Source organism: Massilia sp. BSC265, assembly GCF_000740675.1.
In the GTDB taxonomy this organism is placed as follows: Bacteria; Pseudomonadota; Gammaproteobacteria; order Burkholderiales; family Burkholderiaceae_D; genus Telluria.
The window spans coordinates 142971-158005 of the sequence record NZ_JPXI01000024.1 but is presented as its reverse complement, the minus strand read 5'-3'; the positions used below and the strand labels follow the sequence as shown (position 1 = coordinate 158005).

At 67.6% G+C, this 15035-nt stretch carries 9 protein-coding genes and 2 riboswitches; of the genes, 4 read left to right on the top strand and 5 right to left on the bottom strand.

The window, feature by feature from the left end; translation table 11 throughout:
- Nucleotide 1 precedes the first annotated feature (1 nt).
- From MA09_RS05310 to MA09_RS05300, 3 genes are all read right to left on the bottom strand, one after another.
- Nucleotides 2-1198, bottom strand: coding sequence for a cell division protein ZipA C-terminal FtsZ-binding domain-containing protein (locus tag MA09_RS05310; RefSeq protein ID WP_036245982.1), 1197 nt, complete (start codon nucleotides 1196-1198; stop codon nucleotides 2-4).
- Nucleotides 1195-4719, bottom strand: coding sequence for a chromosome segregation protein SMC (smc, locus tag MA09_RS05305; protein WP_036245980.1), 3525 nt, complete (start codon nucleotides 4717-4719; stop codon nucleotides 1195-1197). Before smc ends, MA09_RS05310 begins: the two co-directional genes overlap by 4 nt.
- Nucleotides 4720-4850: 131 nt before the next feature.
- Nucleotides 4851-7094 carry a DUF1631 family protein gene (locus MA09_RS05300; RefSeq protein WP_036245978.1) on the bottom strand — a complete coding sequence of 748 codons (2244 nt, stop codon included), beginning with the start codon at nucleotides 7092-7094 and terminating at the stop codon, nucleotides 4851-4853.
- A 289-nt stretch (nucleotides 7095-7383) separates the two neighbouring features.
- Between MA09_RS05300 and MA09_RS05295 the strand changes: the two genes are divergently transcribed.
- Complete coding sequence (locus MA09_RS05295; protein WP_036245977.1) at nucleotides 7384-7575, top strand: hypothetical protein; 192 nt, start codon at nucleotides 7384-7386, stop codon at nucleotides 7573-7575.
- A 76-nt stretch (nucleotides 7576-7651) separates the two neighbouring features.
- Here the strand turns inward: MA09_RS05295 and MA09_RS05290 are convergent, their stop codons facing one another.
- Entirely contained in the window at nucleotides 7652-8227 is a 576-nt protein-coding gene (locus MA09_RS05290) for an ATP-dependent Clp protease proteolytic subunit (RefSeq protein ID WP_036245974.1), read from the bottom strand.
- 166 nt (nucleotides 8228-8393) lie between these two features.
- Nucleotides 8394-8479, top strand: a riboswitch (glycine riboswitch).
- A 19-nt stretch (nucleotides 8480-8498) separates the two neighbouring features.
- Nucleotides 8499-8598: riboswitch (glycine riboswitch) on the top strand.
- Nucleotides 8599-8646: 48 nt separating this feature from the next.
- Here MA09_RS05290 and gcvT point away from each other — a divergent pair.
- The 3 genes from gcvT to gcvP all read left to right on the top strand — a co-directional run bounded on the left by gcvT (nucleotide 8647) and on the right by gcvP (nucleotide 13327).
- A complete protein-coding gene (gene gcvT, locus MA09_RS05285) occupies nucleotides 8647-9777 on the top strand; it encodes a glycine cleavage system aminomethyltransferase GcvT (RefSeq protein ID WP_036245972.1) in 1131 nt (376 codons plus the stop codon).
- Between the two features lie 157 nt (nucleotides 9778-9934).
- The gene (gene gcvH / locus MA09_RS05280; RefSeq protein WP_027865340.1) at nucleotides 9935-10315 is read left to right on the top strand and encodes a glycine cleavage system protein GcvH; all 381 of its coding nucleotides are present in this window, start codon (nucleotides 9935-9937) and stop codon (nucleotides 10313-10315) included.
- Nucleotides 10316-10444: 129 nt separating this feature from the next.
- Nucleotides 10445-13327 (top strand): aminomethyl-transferring glycine dehydrogenase, encoded by a 2883-nt coding sequence (gcvP, locus tag MA09_RS05275; protein WP_036245969.1) that lies wholly within the window; start codon nucleotides 10445-10447, stop codon nucleotides 13325-13327.
- 25 nt (nucleotides 13328-13352) lie between these two features.
- Here the strand turns inward: gcvP and MA09_RS05270 are convergent, their stop codons facing one another.
- Nucleotides 13353-15035 (bottom strand): methyl-accepting chemotaxis protein, encoded by a 1683-nt coding sequence (locus tag MA09_RS05270; RefSeq protein WP_036245967.1) that lies wholly within the window; start codon nucleotides 15033-15035, stop codon nucleotides 13353-13355.

Genomic DNA, 15035 nt, shown 5'->3' with positions numbered 1-15035 from the left:
CTCAGACGAACAGGCGCAGCGCGCGGGTGGAGCCGGCCGGGATGTCGGAAGCTTCCATCTCCTGGTAAAACTCGGCAACCTGGCCCTTGATCTCTTCCAGGGCCGCATCCGAGAGCGGCTGCTCGAAGTCGTCGACAATGGTGGCGTCCAGGCGCATGGTGAGCTCCTTGGCGCACTTGACCATGGCGCCGAAGCCGTCGCGGCCTGGCGCCACGCAGGGCACGTCCAGCAGCAGGGTCAGGCGCGAGGTGGTGTCGGCGCCCAGGGTGACGTTGGTCGACAGCGTGAACAGCACGCCGCCCGCCCCATCGGACATCGAGAACTTGCCGTCCGGACGCACGTCGAAACCCTGGTTTTCCAGGGCCTGGATCAGGGTGGAGATCGCCCAGGGGGCGCCGTTGGCCGCCAGGTTCACGCCCAGCTGGGCGTCGTGGCCGGCCACGAAGCGGTGCAGCGTGCGCGCCTCGCTCATCACCTCGATCATGTCCGGCACTTCCGGCTCGGCGCCGATTTCATCGGCCACGGCGCGCAGACGGGTAACGAGTTCCGAGTATTCGATCTCGTTCAGGGCCGTGGTGCGGGTGGCCATCTGCACGCCCGCCTGCAGCTTGGTATAGACGCCGCCGTGGACGATCGGCTCCCAGTCGCCGCTGACGGCGAAACCGACGTAGTGGATCGGCTTGTTGCCGACGCGCCTCAGCTTCGACAGCGACGGCAGGATCTTGTCGCCGCGCAGGGCGCCTTCGAAGTTCAGCGGGACGATGCAGTCGATCAGCGGGTCGACCAGGCTCTCGGCCAGTTCGGCGGGCGGGACGTCCGGCGGCAGCGCGGCCGGAGTCAGCGAGGCGATCGTGGTCGGGGTGCGCGGGACACTTGCCGCGTTGGGCTCCACGGGCGCCGCCGCAGGCGCGGCCACGTGCGCGGCGCCGTCCAGCTTCGTTTCGCCGGGTTCGACATCCAGCGGCGCAAGCGGTGCGAGGGAAGACTCGGCACCGAGGTCGAGCACCGGCTCCTGGCGCTCGACCGGGCTGCCCTCGAGCGGGGTTTCGCCGCTGCGCATCAGGACATCGTCATGATCCGATGCGAACGCGCGCTCGACGCTCTTGCGGGCCTTGTACTCCTGCCACTTGTTATAAGAGATGACGCCGGCGACAAACACGCCGCCCGCTGCGATCAGGGTCATTTGTAAATCAGTCATGCTGCTTGTGCCTCAGTAGCGAAATTCGCGGCGGACTCCATGTCCACCGCCACGATGCGCGATACGCCCTGCTCCTGCATCGTCACACCGATCAGTTGGTTGGCCATCTCCATCGCGATCTTGTTGTGCGAGATGAAGAGGAATTGGGTATGGTCCGACATGCGCTTGACCATGCGGCAGAAGCGCTCGGTATTGGCGTCGTCCAGCGGCGCGTCGACCTCATCCAACAGGCAGAACGGCGCCGGGTTCAGGCGGAACATCGAGAACACCAGCGCGGTCGCGGTGAGCGCCTTTTCCCCGCCCGACAGCAGGTGGATGGTCGCGTTCTTCTTGCCCGGCGGCTGGGCCATTACCTGCACGCCGGAGTCCAGGATCTCGTCGCCGGTCATCACCAGCTTGGCCTGGCCACCGCCGAACAGGATCGGGAACAGTTCCGAGAAGTGGGTGTTCACGCGATCGAAGGTGTCCTGCAGCAGGTCGCGGGTCTCGCGGTCGATGCGGTGGATCGCGTCTTCCAGCGTATTGATCGCTTCCTGCAGGTCATTGTTCTGCGAGTCGAGATAGCGCTTGCGCTCGGTTGCCTGCGCGAGTTCGTCCACCGCCGCCAGATTCACCGCCCCGAGGGCGCCGATCGCATTGGTCAGGCGCGTGACTTCGCCCTGCAGGTATTGCGGCTTCATGTCGGGCGTGAGCTTCTCAAGCAGTTCGGATTCGATCGCCCCGGTGGTGGCCAGGGCTTCGGCGAACTGTTCCTGGTTCAGGCGCGCGGCCTGCTCTTTCAGTTGCAGCTCGGTGATGCGGTCGCGCTGCGGCTGCAGGCTGCGCTCGTTCCCCATGCGCATTTCCTCGAGCTGGCGCAGCTGCTGGGTAATCTGGTCGAGCTCATGGCGCGCATCGGCCAGCGCGCGCTCCTGGGTAGAGCGGCGCTCGAGCAGCTCCTGCAGGCCCTCGTGGGCGGTGCCCGCTTCCAGCGCTTCCAGTTCCAGACGGCCGGCGCCCAGGCTGGCCGAGACCTGCTCGGCCTGGCTGGAGGCGGTAGCGATATTGCGGCGCAGCTCCTCGATCTTGCTGCGCTGCGAACGCTCGGCGAACTGCGCCTCCTGCGCACGACGTTCCAGGTCGCGCAGTTTCTGGCGCGCGTCCGCCAGCGCCTGCTCTTTCTCGATGAAGGCGGTCTGGCCGTCCTCGTGGCTGCCCTGCAGCTCGGCCAGCTCCATGTCGAGCTGCTCGAATTCCTGCTCGGCTTCCGCAGCGGCCTGGCGCTGCTCGGCTTCCTGGGCCGCGATTTCAAGCAGGTCGGCGGCGATCTGGCCGCTGCGCTGGTTGAAACGGGCTTCGATCTCGCTCTGTTTCAGCACCTCGATCTGCAGCGCATGCACTTCGCGCGTCAGGCTGCCGACCCGCTGGCGCGCATCCTGCAGCCGGCGCGCCAGCTCGCTGACCGCCGCATCGGCGCGGGTGGCGCGGCTCTTCGCCTCGTCCAGAAGCAGGGCCTGGGCGCGCAGCTGTTTGCCGATGTTGTCGATCTCGTGCTGGCGCGCCAGCATGCCGTCCTGCTCTGCATCCGGCGCATGGAAGCGCACGCTCGACGGCGTGACCAGGTGGCCCTGGCGGGTCACGAAGCAGCCGCCCTGCGGCAGGCGGCCGCGATCGGCAAACGCCGCGGCGGCATCCTGGGCCACGTAGACGTGATGCAGCCAGTCGTTCAGCACCCCGCGCACGCCGGGGTCGTTCAGGCGCAGCAGGCTGGCGAAGGGTCTCAGGCCGGGGACGTCACTTGGAGCGGGCGCCCCCGGCGCCGGCGAATACAGAGCCAGGCGGGCCGGCGGCGCGTCGACGAAGAAGGCCTTGGCCCAGTCCAGGTTCGACAGCTCCAGTGAGGCCGAGCGCTCGCGCAGCACGGCTTCCAGCGCGGTCTCCCAGCCTTCCTCGATGTCGAGCTTCTGCCACAGGCGCGGCAGACCGGACAGCTCGTGCTTCTCCAGCCAGGGCTGGACCTTGCCCTGGGTCTGGACCCGGTCCTGCACCTGGCGCAGGGCCGCCAGGCGGGCTTCCAGCTGGGCGCTTGCGCCGGACTCCTGCTGGACCCGGGCGTGCGCCTCCTTGCGCTCCTGCTCGACCGCTTCCTGGCGCGACGTGGCCTCGTCGAGCAGCATGGTCTGCTCTTCCAGCGCCAGCTGCTTTTCCTCGAGCTGCAGGCGCAGGTTGTCGAGGGTAGCGCTGTCCGGCAGGTTCAGGCCGTTGCGCTCCTGCTGCAGGCGTTCGCGCCGCGCGGCCAGGCTGCCGAGGATATTGGCCGCGTTGCGCTGGTGGGCGCTGGCCAGCTCGATGCGCTGCTGGACCTGCATGATGCGGGCGCGCGATTCGTTCGCGCGTTCCTGGGCCTGGCGCCAGGCGGCTTCGAGTTCCGGCACCCGCTCGCCGTGCGCCTCCACCGCGATCTGGGCGCCTTCGGCGCGCGCGCCGAGTTCTTCCAGCATGATCTCGGCCTCCGCCAGCTGCTCCTCGTATTCCTGGCGCTGCGCCAACCACTGGTCACGTTGGGCGCCGAGGGTGCCGAGCTGGTTCTGCAGGCGGGTGCGCGACTCGACCACGAACTTGATCTGGGCTTCCAGGCTGCCGATCTCGGAATTGGTCTGGTACAGGGCGCCCTGCGCCGTGTGCAGGCGGTCGCCGATGGAAAAGTGCGCCTGGCGCATGTTTTCCAGCTCGAGCTCGACGTTGCGCAGCTTGGCGGTCTGTGCCTCCAGCGCGGTCTGGGCCTCTTCCACCTCGCGGAAGAAGCGCAGCTGCTCGGCCTTGGCTTCGTTCTTGCGCAGCAGCCAGAGCAGCTTCTGCTTTTCCTCCTGGTCGGCCTGCAGCTGGTGGAAGCGGTTCGCCACCGCCGCCTGCGCCTCGAGCTTTTCCAGGTTGGCGTTCAGTTCGCGCAGGATGTCCTCGACCCGCAGCAGATTCTCGCGCGTGTCCGACAGCCGGTTCTCGGTCTCGCGCCGGCGTTCCTTGTACTTGGAGACGCCGGCGGCTTCCTCGAGGAAGACACGCAGCTCTTCCGGACGCGACTCGATGATGCGGGCGATCATGCCCTGCCCGATGATGGCGTAGGCGCGCGGACCCAGGCCGGTGCCGAGGAAGATGTCCTGGATGTCGCGCCGGCGCACCGGCTGGCCGTTGATATAGTAGGTGGAGGTGCCGTCGCGCGTGAGGGTGCGCTTGACAGCGATCTCGGCATACTGGCCCCACTGCCCCGCCGCCTTGCCCGCGCTGTTGTCGAATACCAGTTCGACCGAGGCGCGCCCGGCCGGCTTGCGGTAGGTGGACCCGTTGAAGATCACGTCCTGCATCGACTCGCCGCGCAGCTCGGACGCCTTGGATTCGCCCAGCACCCAGCGCACGGCATCGATGATGTTCGACTTGCCGCAGCCGTTCGGGCCGACCACGCCGACGAGCTGGCCGGGCACCTGGAAATTGGTGGGATCGACGAAAGACTTAAATCCCGACAATTTAATGGAGGAAAGGCGCACGTTGCTTCGGCTTGGGCTAGAGAGTCGTCAAAGGCCCAATCATACCATCTGTTGATTGCTTTTCGGCCAAGAAGAAGACTTGCGAACCAGGCAATGCGGCCGGAAGTGCGGCTGGATGCCGGAGGGGTGCGTCAGCCGGCCCGCGCTGCGGCCATCGGCCCGCGCGCCGGATCGTTCATGGCGCCCTGCCCGACGGCCTCGCCCAGCACGCGCCCGACCACGCCCTCGGCCGCGAGGACGCGGATACTGCCGGCGCGGAACGCCTCGGCCAGGCGCTCGGCCGGCAGCGAGAAGGCTTCCTGGCGGTTGGCGCCGGAAAAGATGAACAAGGTACGCAGCGGGCTGACCCAGGCTAGCCGGACCTTGCGCGCACCAAGCGCGCCGCTGAATTCGACCCGCATGCCCCGCTCCAGGCTGTCCAGGGCCGCGCTGGCCGGGTCGCGAGGCGCCGCTTCTTCCGCGGCACCGGCCTGCTCCTGGGCGACGCGGCGCAGCGCGTCCTGCTGGGCGGCCTCCACTGCCAGCTCGAGCTGGCGCTCCGGGGACAGCTCGATCGGGGCGCGCACGATGGCCGCATGGCACTCGGCAAGGGCGGCGAAGAACTGCAAGCGCTCGGCGTCCTGCCACTTGATCGCATCGAGCCACTTGTTGAGGGCGGCGATCAGGCCCGGCAGGCGCTGGATCAGCGCCTTGCGCTGCTCCTGGGTCGCCTTGGGCTTGACGCTCCAGATCAGGTCGTCCATGGTGCGGGTGGCATTGTCCACCGCGCCCGGACGGCTGTCCTCGATGATATAGGCCAGTGCCAGGACCGGCGTCCAGCGCTGCTCCAGGAAGGTGCCGACCAGCGCCACCACCTGCTCGCCGGCCAGGCGCAGGGAGACCGCCCTCTTCGCCGAACGGACGGCGGCCGCCTGTTTCTCCTGCCGGGTCGCCTGCGCGATCGGGCCGGCGATCGCGGCCTCTTCCAGCTGGGCGCGCGCGGCGAGGCTGGCCTCCAGGTCCGCCACCGCCGCGGCGAAGGCTTCGGTTTGCGCCCCATGGCGCACCTTGTCGACGCCACGCTGCATTGCCCGGTAGACCGGGTCGTCCGCGCCGGCAGGCCGTTCCCAGCCGGCGCTCGACAGCAGGTCGAGCATGCGCCGCGCCGGGTGCGCCTCTTCGAAGAAGAAGCTGCGGTCCTTCAGCGCGGCTTTGAGCACCGGCACCTGCAGGAAGGCGATCAACTCGCGGGTCTCCTTCGGGATCGAATCGTCGAGCAGCACGGTCTCGAAGATGCGCGACAGCAGGTCGAGCGTGGTCTCGTCCCCGCGCGACAGGCTGCCGCGGGGCAGGCTCTGCTTCAGGCGCGGCAGGTAGAACAGCTCGTGCTGGCCGGCATCCAATCCTGCCCGGGGGCGGGAAGCGGGCGGGCCGGCCAGCTTTTCCAGCACCTCGATCAGCGGCGCGGGAATCGGCGCTGCCGTTCCCGCTGCAGCTACTGTCCCCGGCTGGGCGCCGAGATGGACGCCGGGTATAGGCACGGCGCCGGCGAAGCCCGCCGCCGCGCTCGGGCGCCAGCCGCCGCTGCCGTGCGGCAGGTCCGGAATCAAGGGGATGTCGAGCTCGGCGCTTGCGAGCTGCTCGGCCGTGCCGAACAGCTGGCGCAGCTGCCGGGACACGGCCGCGTCGCGGCGTGCCCGCGCGGCCCTGGCGGCAGCGCGGTCGTCGGTCTTGGCAAAGCGCTCCTCGCGGACGCGCGCAGGCTTGAGCCTGTCGTTCAGGGCCTCGAGGATGGGGCCGAGGTCGAATACGATGCCGGGACGTAGCAGCGGCATGACCAGCGCGTGCGCCGACTCGTCGGGCTCGAACTCGCGCCAGGCCTCTTGCAGCGCGCGCAGGAAGACGTCGGGACGAAAGGGATTGTGATTGGCGCGCACCAGTTCGCGCCCCAGCAGCATGCCAAGGCGTACGCCCAGGCCGGCGAGGCGTTCCGACTGCTGGATGTCGAAGGGCCGGCTGATGGCGGCAAAGGCCAGTTGGCTGTCCATCTCCTCCATCGGGACCAGGCTCAGCGTCAGGGGCGCAGGGCTGGCCCCCTTGGCCGCGGGAGCCAGCTGGGCCACCTCCTTGTGCAGGGCTAACTCGATGCCGGTCGAGGCCAGGTGTACGAAGGCGTAGGCATTGTCCTTGAGGAGCTTGCCCGACCGGATGCGGCGTGCCGCCGCCTGTGGATCGTTTCCGGCACTGGTCATGTCCAGCAGCGCGGCCGTCATGCGCTGGACCATGTCCGCCAGCCCGTCGGCGGCCCGCGCGGCCGCGATCGCGACGAGCGCGTCCAGCGTCGCCTGCTGCGCGCTGGCGGCCTGGCGGACGGCGGGTGTCTGGGCAGTGTTCACGGCCTGCGTAGGTGGAAGGGAACGATACGTCCCATTGTGCCATAATATTTCCACATGGCAATAGGAAAGATGCATATGTGGCTTGATGCAGGCGGAACTGCCCTATCCCACGACAACGCGGCCAGAAATAAAGCCTTGAGGACGTCGGTACGTGTCCTACACTGAATCAGGCGGCGGTCTGATACCGGTTCATCAGTACGAATCGCATGATGGCGCGACCGGAAACGCTGCGGTATCGACCCACAGCTCGGCAAGCAGGCGATTTTTCCCACTCTGAAAGGAAACGATCATGGCTCAAGGTAAATCGAAGCAAGGCGGCAGCTCGCAGCAGCACGCCGAGGCAGGCCGCCAGGGCGGCAACAAGCAGTCGGGTTCCGGTTCGGGCTCGCGCTCGGGCGGCAGCGGCGGCACCCGCGGCGGCACCCCGGAGCAGCACGCCGAAGCCGGACGTCAAAGCCACAAGAACGACAAGAAGCGCTGATCGCGCGGCAGGCCCGGCCTGCCGTTCACTGCACTGTCGTCAAGCCCGTCGCACGCTGCGGCGGGCTTTTCTTTTATCAGATATTGCGCAGCATGCCTCCCTTGGGCGGGCGGAAGTCGCGGACGTCATTGACCAGTCCCGCGGCCTTGGCATCGCGAGAGTTCAGGTGCAGGTCGGAATATTGGTGGATGGCCCACTGCTCGGGCGTCAGCTCGATACATTTGCGCAGGATCGATTCGGTACGCGCGTCGTCGGCGCGCAGGCCTTCGACGATGATGTTCAAGGCGTCCGGCCGTGACCCGGGCGAGGCCGTGGCGTGCGACTTGTGCACCATGAAGCGGGCCGTCTCGCTGCAATAGCGTTCGGTGCCCGACAGGTAGAGGATGACCGCAATCGAGGCCACCGCCCCGCCGTTGTACATGACGAACTTGATCGGCGAGTTCGCCAGGAAGTTATACAGGCACAGGCCGTCGCTGACATAGCCGCCGTTCGACTGCACCAGCACGTGGGCAGTCTCGATGCCATCGTCGGTCATCATCGACACCGCTTCGAACACACGGTGCACCATGTCGCTGTTGACGTCGCCCGACAATGTGAACCAGGCCTCCTTGTTTTGATTGACCGCCTGCTGCTTTGCTTTGTCTTCGCTCATCGTTTTTCCCACTGCAAAGTGTGTAAGACAAGTGTAGCAAATCACGCCCCCAGCCCCGCTCGAAGGGGGCACCAATAGTGCGCGGCAATTCTTTTTGGCAAGCGCCACTCCCCCCTGCGGAAGCGCCCCTTTGGTTGACACCAAGCGGAGGCTGGCATATCCTCCACAGTCTTGACCGGGAGAGCGCAGAATTACCTGCCGCCGAAGGGGCACTACCCACAAACTCTCAGGCAAAAGGACTGGTCAGGGAGCGGCAGCGCAAGGCGCGGCCGGCTCACACTCTGGAGAGCGGCCTCGCACACACGGGGCCCACCGAAGGGGCAGGCGGCCCATGCCGCTATCTCTCAGGTACCAAGGACAGAGGGGATACAAGGCGCCAAAAGGCGCCGACGCACCCCTATTCACTGCCCGAGGACACCATGACGCTCAAAGCGACCCCGCTCAATTCCGCACACCGCTCCCTCGGAGCCAAGATGGTCGACTTCGGCGGCTGGGACATGCCGGTCAACTACGGTTCCCAGATCGAAGAGCACAACGCCGTCCGTACCGATGCCGGCATGTTCGACGTTTCGCACATGTGCGTCGTGGACCTGAAAGGCGCCAATGTGCGCGCGTACCTACGAGGCCTGCTGGCCAACAACGTCGACAAGCTGCAGGTGCCGGGCAAGGCCCTCTACTCCTGCATGCTCAATCGGGAAGGCGGCGTGATCGACGACCTGATCGTCTATTACTTCAGCGAAGACTGGTTCCGCCTGGTGGTCAACGCCGGGACCGCCGAGAAGGACGTGGCCTGGATGTCGCAACAGAACGAAGCCACCGGCGCGGGCGTCACCATCACCCAGCGTCGCGACGCAAGCGCAGAAAATGCGGATCCGATCGCCCTGATCGCCGTGCAGGGCCCGAACGCCCGCGCCAAGGTCTGGCAGGTGCTGCCGGCCACCCAGGCCGCATCCGAACCCCTGAAACCCTTCAACGTCGTGATCGTACCAGGCACCCCGTTCGGCGAAGTGATGGTGGCCCGCACCGGTTACACCGGCGAAGACGGCTTCGAGATCGGCGTATCAAGCAGCCAGGTCGAAGCGCTGTGGAATGCCTTCGCCGCCGCCGGCATCAAGCCGGCCGGCCTGGGCGCGCGCGACACCCTGCGCCTGGAAGCGGGCATGAACCTGTACGGCCAGGACATGGATGACAATGTCAATCCGCTGGACGCCGGCCTGGGCTGGACCATCGACCTGGTCTCGGAGCGCGACTTCATCGGGAAGAGCGCGTTGCAGGCCAAGGGCCAGCAGGCCAACTTCGTGGGCCTGATCCTGCGTGAAAAAGGCGGCATCCTGCGCGCCCACCAGAAGGTCATCGCCGCCTCCGGCAACGCGGGTGAAATCACCAGCGGCACCTTCAGCCCGAGCATGCAGCAGGCGATCGCCCTGGCGCGCGTGCCGCTGGACGTGGCCATCGGCGACACGGTACACGTGGAAATCCGCGACAAGAAACTGGCTGCCAGCGTGGTGAAGCTGCCGTTCGTGCGTAACGGCAAGGTCCTCGCAGCCTGAGAGCGCCCAACAATTCCCCTCATGGCGGCGTTGCGTCGTCTCGCCGTACCGGCGTACTGTCTTCGACGACGCGCCTTGCCCTGAGGGTTTTGTTGGACGCTCTAAACAATAGAACAACCGTTTATACTACCCGCCTCACCCTCTACCGGAGCCTTACATGAACATTCCAACCGACCTGAAATACACCGAGTCCCACGAGTGGGTGCGCCGCGAGGCCGACGGCAGCCTGACCGTCGGCATCACCGAATACGCACAAGACGCCCTGGGCGATATCGTGTTCGTCGAACTGCCGCAGGTCGGCAAGGCATTCACCGCCGGCGACGACGCCGCGGTGGTCGAGTCGGTCAAGGCCGCCAGCGACATCTACGCTCCGGTGTCGGGCACCGTCACCGCCGTGAACCAGTCGGTCGCGGACGCGCCGGACTCGATCAACCAGGACGCCTACGGCGCCTGGCTGTTCAAGCTGGCCCCGAGCGACGCCGGCGCGGTCGACAAGCTGCTGGATGCCGACGCCTACGGCAAAACCACCGGCAACTAATCTGACCTACGGGTGCGCCTTCGGGCGCACCTTTTGTTTTTCGGTTTCATCCCGATCTACCCGATCTCCTTTACCCCGGCGCTCCAGCGTATCCACGCACCCTGCGCCAGACCTCTCCAGAACCTGACCATGACCCGCATCAGCCTCACCCAACTCGAAGCGCGCGATTCGTTCATCCCGCGCCACATCGGCCCGTCCGAATCCGAACAGGCAGCCATGCTGTCGACCCTGGGCTACGCCTCGCGCGCCGCCCTGATCGACGCGGTCGTGCCTGCGAACATCCGCCGCCAGGACACGATGGACCTCGGCCCGTTCGTCGAACCGCGCAGCGAGGAAGATGCCTTGGCGACCCTGAAGGCAATCGCCTCGAAGAACAAGGTCATGAAGTCGATGATCGGCCAGGGCTACTACGGCACCCACACCCCAAAGGTCATCCTGCGCAACATCTTCGAGAACCCGGCCTGGTACACCGCCTACACCCCGTACCAGCCCGAGATCTCGCAGGGCCGCCTGGAAGCGATCCTGAACTTCCAGCAGATGATCACGGACCTGACCGGCATGGGCATCGCCAACTCGTCGATGCTGGATGAAGGCACCGCCGCCGCCGAAGCCATGACGCTGCTGCAGCGCGTCGGCAAGTCGGCATCCAAGGTCTTCTACGTGGCCGACGACGTGCTGCCGCAGACCCTGGAAGTGGTGCGTACCCGCGCCGAGCCGATCGGCGTCGAAGTGCGCGTGATCGCGGCCGGCGACATCGAAAAACTGGAAGAGACTTGCTTCGGCGTACTGCTGCAATACCCGGGGGTGAACGGTGAAGTGCGCGACTACCGCGCCGCTTGTGAGCACCTGCATGCTGCCGGCGCGATGGTCGTCGTGGCCGCCGACCTGCTGGCCCTGACGGTGCTGGAAGCACCGGGCACCTGGGGCGCGGACGTGGTCGTCGGTAACAGCCAGCGCTTCGGCGTGCCGCTCGGTTTCGGTGGCCCGCACGCCGGCTACCTGGCCACCCGCGACGAGTTCAAGCGTTCGATGGCCGGCCGCCTGGTCGGCGTCACCGTCGATGCCCAGGGCAACCAGGCCTACCGCCTGGCGCTGCAGACCCGCGAACAGCACATCCGCCGCGAAAAGGCGACCTCCAACATCTGTACCGCCCAGGTGCTGCTGGCCGTGATGGCCGGCATGTACGCGGTCTACCATGGCCCGCAGGGCCTGAAGCGCATCGCCCAACGCGTGCACCGCCAGACCGCCATCCTGGCGGCCGGCCTGAAGGCGCTCGGCGTCGAGGTGCTGAACACCACGTATTTCGACACCCTGACCATCAAGGGCGACGCGCAAGCGCTGCACGCCGCCGCCGAAGCCGCCGGCATCAACCTGCGCCGCATCGACGACGGCCACGTCGGCGTGTCGCTGGACGAAACCACCACCCGCGACGACCTGGCCCTACTGTTCTCGATCTTCGGCAATGGCAAGACCGTGGACATCGATTCGCTGGACAGCGACGCCCAAGACGACGCCTTCCCGGCGGAACTGGCGCGCAGCACCGCGTATCTCACGCATCCGACCTTCAACCGCTACCACGCCGAGCACGAAATGCTGCGCTACCTGCGCTCGCTGGCGGACAAGGACCTGGCGCTGGACCGCACCATGATCCCGCTGGGTTCGTGCACCATGAAGCTGAACGCGACCTCGGAGATGATCCCGGTCACCTGGCCGGAGTTCTCGAACATCCACCCGTTCGCGCCGGAAGACCAGACCGTCGGCTACCGCGAGATGATCGGCCAGCTGGAAGCGATGCTGTGCGCCGCCACCGGCTATGCCGCGATCTCGCTGCAGCCGAACGCCGGCTCGCAGGGTGAGTACGCGGGCCTGCTGGTGATCCAGAAATACCACCAGTCGCGCGGCGAAGGCCACCGCAACATCTGCCTGATCCCGTCGTCGGCACACGGCACCAACCCGGCGTCGGCCAGCATGGTCGGCATGAAGGTCGTGGTCACCGCCTGCGACGAGAACGGCAACGTCGACCTGGCCGACCTGAAGGCCAAGGCCGAGCAGTACAGCAAGGACCTGGCCTGCGTCATGGTCACCTATCCGTCGACCCACGGCGTGTTCGAGGAAGGCATCCGCGAACTGTGCGAGATCGTGCACCAGCACGGCGGCCAGGTGTATGTCGACGGCGCCAACATGAATGCGATGGTCGGCGTGGCCGCGCCGGGCGCCTTCGGCGGCGACGTCAGCCACCTGAACCTGCACAAGACCTTCTGCATCCCGCACGGCGGCGGCGGCCCGGGCGTCGGCCCGATCGGCGTCGGCGCCCACCTGGCGCCGTTCCTGCCGAACCAGCTGTCGACCGGCTACGTGCGCAACGAAGCGGGCATCGGCGCGGTCAGCGCGGCGGCCTACGGCTCGGCCTCGATCCTGCCGATCTCGTGGATGTACATCGCGATGATGGGCGCCTCGGGCCTGACCGCGGCGACCGAAGTGGCGATCCTGAACGCCAACTACATCGCGCGCCGCCTGGCTCCGCACTATCCGGTGCTGTACACCGGTCACGACGGCCTGGTCGCGCACGAGTGCATCATCGACCTGCGCCCGCTGCAGGACAAGACCGGCATCTCGAACGAAGACGTGGCCAAGCGCCTGATGGACTTCGGCTTCCACGCCCCGACCATGAGCTTCCCGGTGCCGGGCACCCTGATGATCGAGCCGACCGAGTCGGAGTCGAAGGCGGAACTGGACCGTTTCATCGAAGCGATGATCACCATCCACGCCGAGATCGTGAAGGTCGAGCGCGGCGAGTACGACAAGATGGACAATCCGCTCAAGGGCGCCCCGCACACCGCGGAAGTGGTGACCGCCGACGAGTGGGCCCATACCTACTCGCGCGAAGTGGCGGCCTTCCCGGTGGCTTCGCTGCGCAAGAAGAAGTACTGGCCGCCGGTGGGCCGTGCCGACAACGTCTACGGCGACCGTAACCTGTTCTGCGGTTGCGCGCCGATCAGCGACTACGAGTAGTAGCGCGGGCGGCTATGCCGCCCACCTACTTGCGGCTCGACGCGAGCCGCAAGTGCGACCGCTCCTGACGGCGGCGTTCCCTGGGGAGATCCCGGGGGACGCCGTTTTCTTTTGGCGGCGGCGCGGCGCTCTCCGGCTGCGGCGCCGCCTCCTCCGGCTCGCCGAGGTGGAAGGCTGCCACCGTGCGCGACAGCGCCAGCGCCTGCATCTGCAGGGTGCGGGCGGCCGCCGCGGCTTCCTCGACCAGCGCGCAGTTCTGCTGGGTGACCTCGTCCATCCGCACGATCGCCTGGTTGACCTCGGCCAGGCTGCCGGCCTGGCCCGCGCTCATGCTGCCAATCCGCCCCAGCACGTCCTCCATCTCGCGCGCTGCGCCGGCCGCCTCCTTGACGCCGGTGCCGGCCTGCACCGCCCAGGCCGAGCAGCCTTCGATCTCGGCCACCGAGCGCGCCGCCAGCTCGCGCACCTCACGTGCCGCGCCCGCCGCGCGCTGCGCCAGCGCCCGCACCGCGTTGGCGGCGTCGGCGAAATCGTCGTCATGGGTGCCGCCGCGCGCCGCGCTCAATGCCGCATTCAGCGCCAGGGCCCCGGCTTCGCCGGCAAAGGCATCGATTGCCGCCGCCACCTCGGCCGCCCGGGCGGCGCCCTCCTTCACCCTGGCCATGGTAGCCACGATGTGCTCGACACCCTGGCCGCCCTCGCGTGCGCGGGCGGACGCCGACTGCGCCAGCCGGTTCGCAGCCAGCGCGCTGGTGGCGGTGACCGTCGCGGTTTCGGCCAGCTGCTGCATGCTGGCTGCCGTGTCCTCCAGCGAACGGCTGCGGAACACGGCCCGGCTGTGCATGCTCAGGTTGCCCAGGCTGAGGTCGCGCGAGGCGCTGCCGATGGTGCGCGCGGACTCCAGCACCGTACGCAGGGTGCCGTTCAGGTTGCGGATGCCGGCGTCGAGGGCGCGCGAGGTCTCGCCGATCTCGTCGTCGCCATAGACCCGGTCGCCCACCGTCAGGTCGCCGCTCGCCAGCCCCCGCGCCGCCGCGCCGATGCTGCGGATTTCCAGCAGCAGCGCGCGCCGTACGGCCATCGTGATGGCCAGCGACACCCCGACCGCCAGCAGGACCACGAAGGGCATCAGCCCGGCCGTGAGCCGGAAATCCGCCGCGGCATCATTCGACGCTTCCTCGGACAGCTCGCGCTCGAGCCTGGCCAGCATGCCCATGCGCTGGACCAGCGCCGAAAACGCGGCCTCGGGCTTGATCATCGCGTTGGCGCCGATGGTCTGGTCGGCATGCGCCAGTTCGACCACCTCGCGCGCCGCTCCCACATACAGCCGATGCGCCTGGGCTGCCTCCTCGATATAGCGCCGCTCGGCACTGTCGGCCGGGGTTCGCTGCATCAGCTCGGCGAAGGCGCGCTCGATCGCGGCGTGCTGGCGGCGGATGTCGGCGATCAGGAGCTCGATGCGGGCCCGGGAGAAGCTGCTGCCGAGCCAGGTGAGCAGTTTGTAGGTGTCTGCGTGCACGCGCTGGGCCTGCCCGACGAGCTCGGTGGCGCTGCGCATCTGTACCGCGCGCGGGCCGACCACGGACTGCAGCGACTGGTGCTGCCTCACCATCGCGTAGTAGGCGCCGCTCGAGAGCAGCACCAGCAGCAGCAGGACGACACCGGGCGCGAGCAGCAGCTTGGGGCCGATCTTCAGTCGCGACAGCAT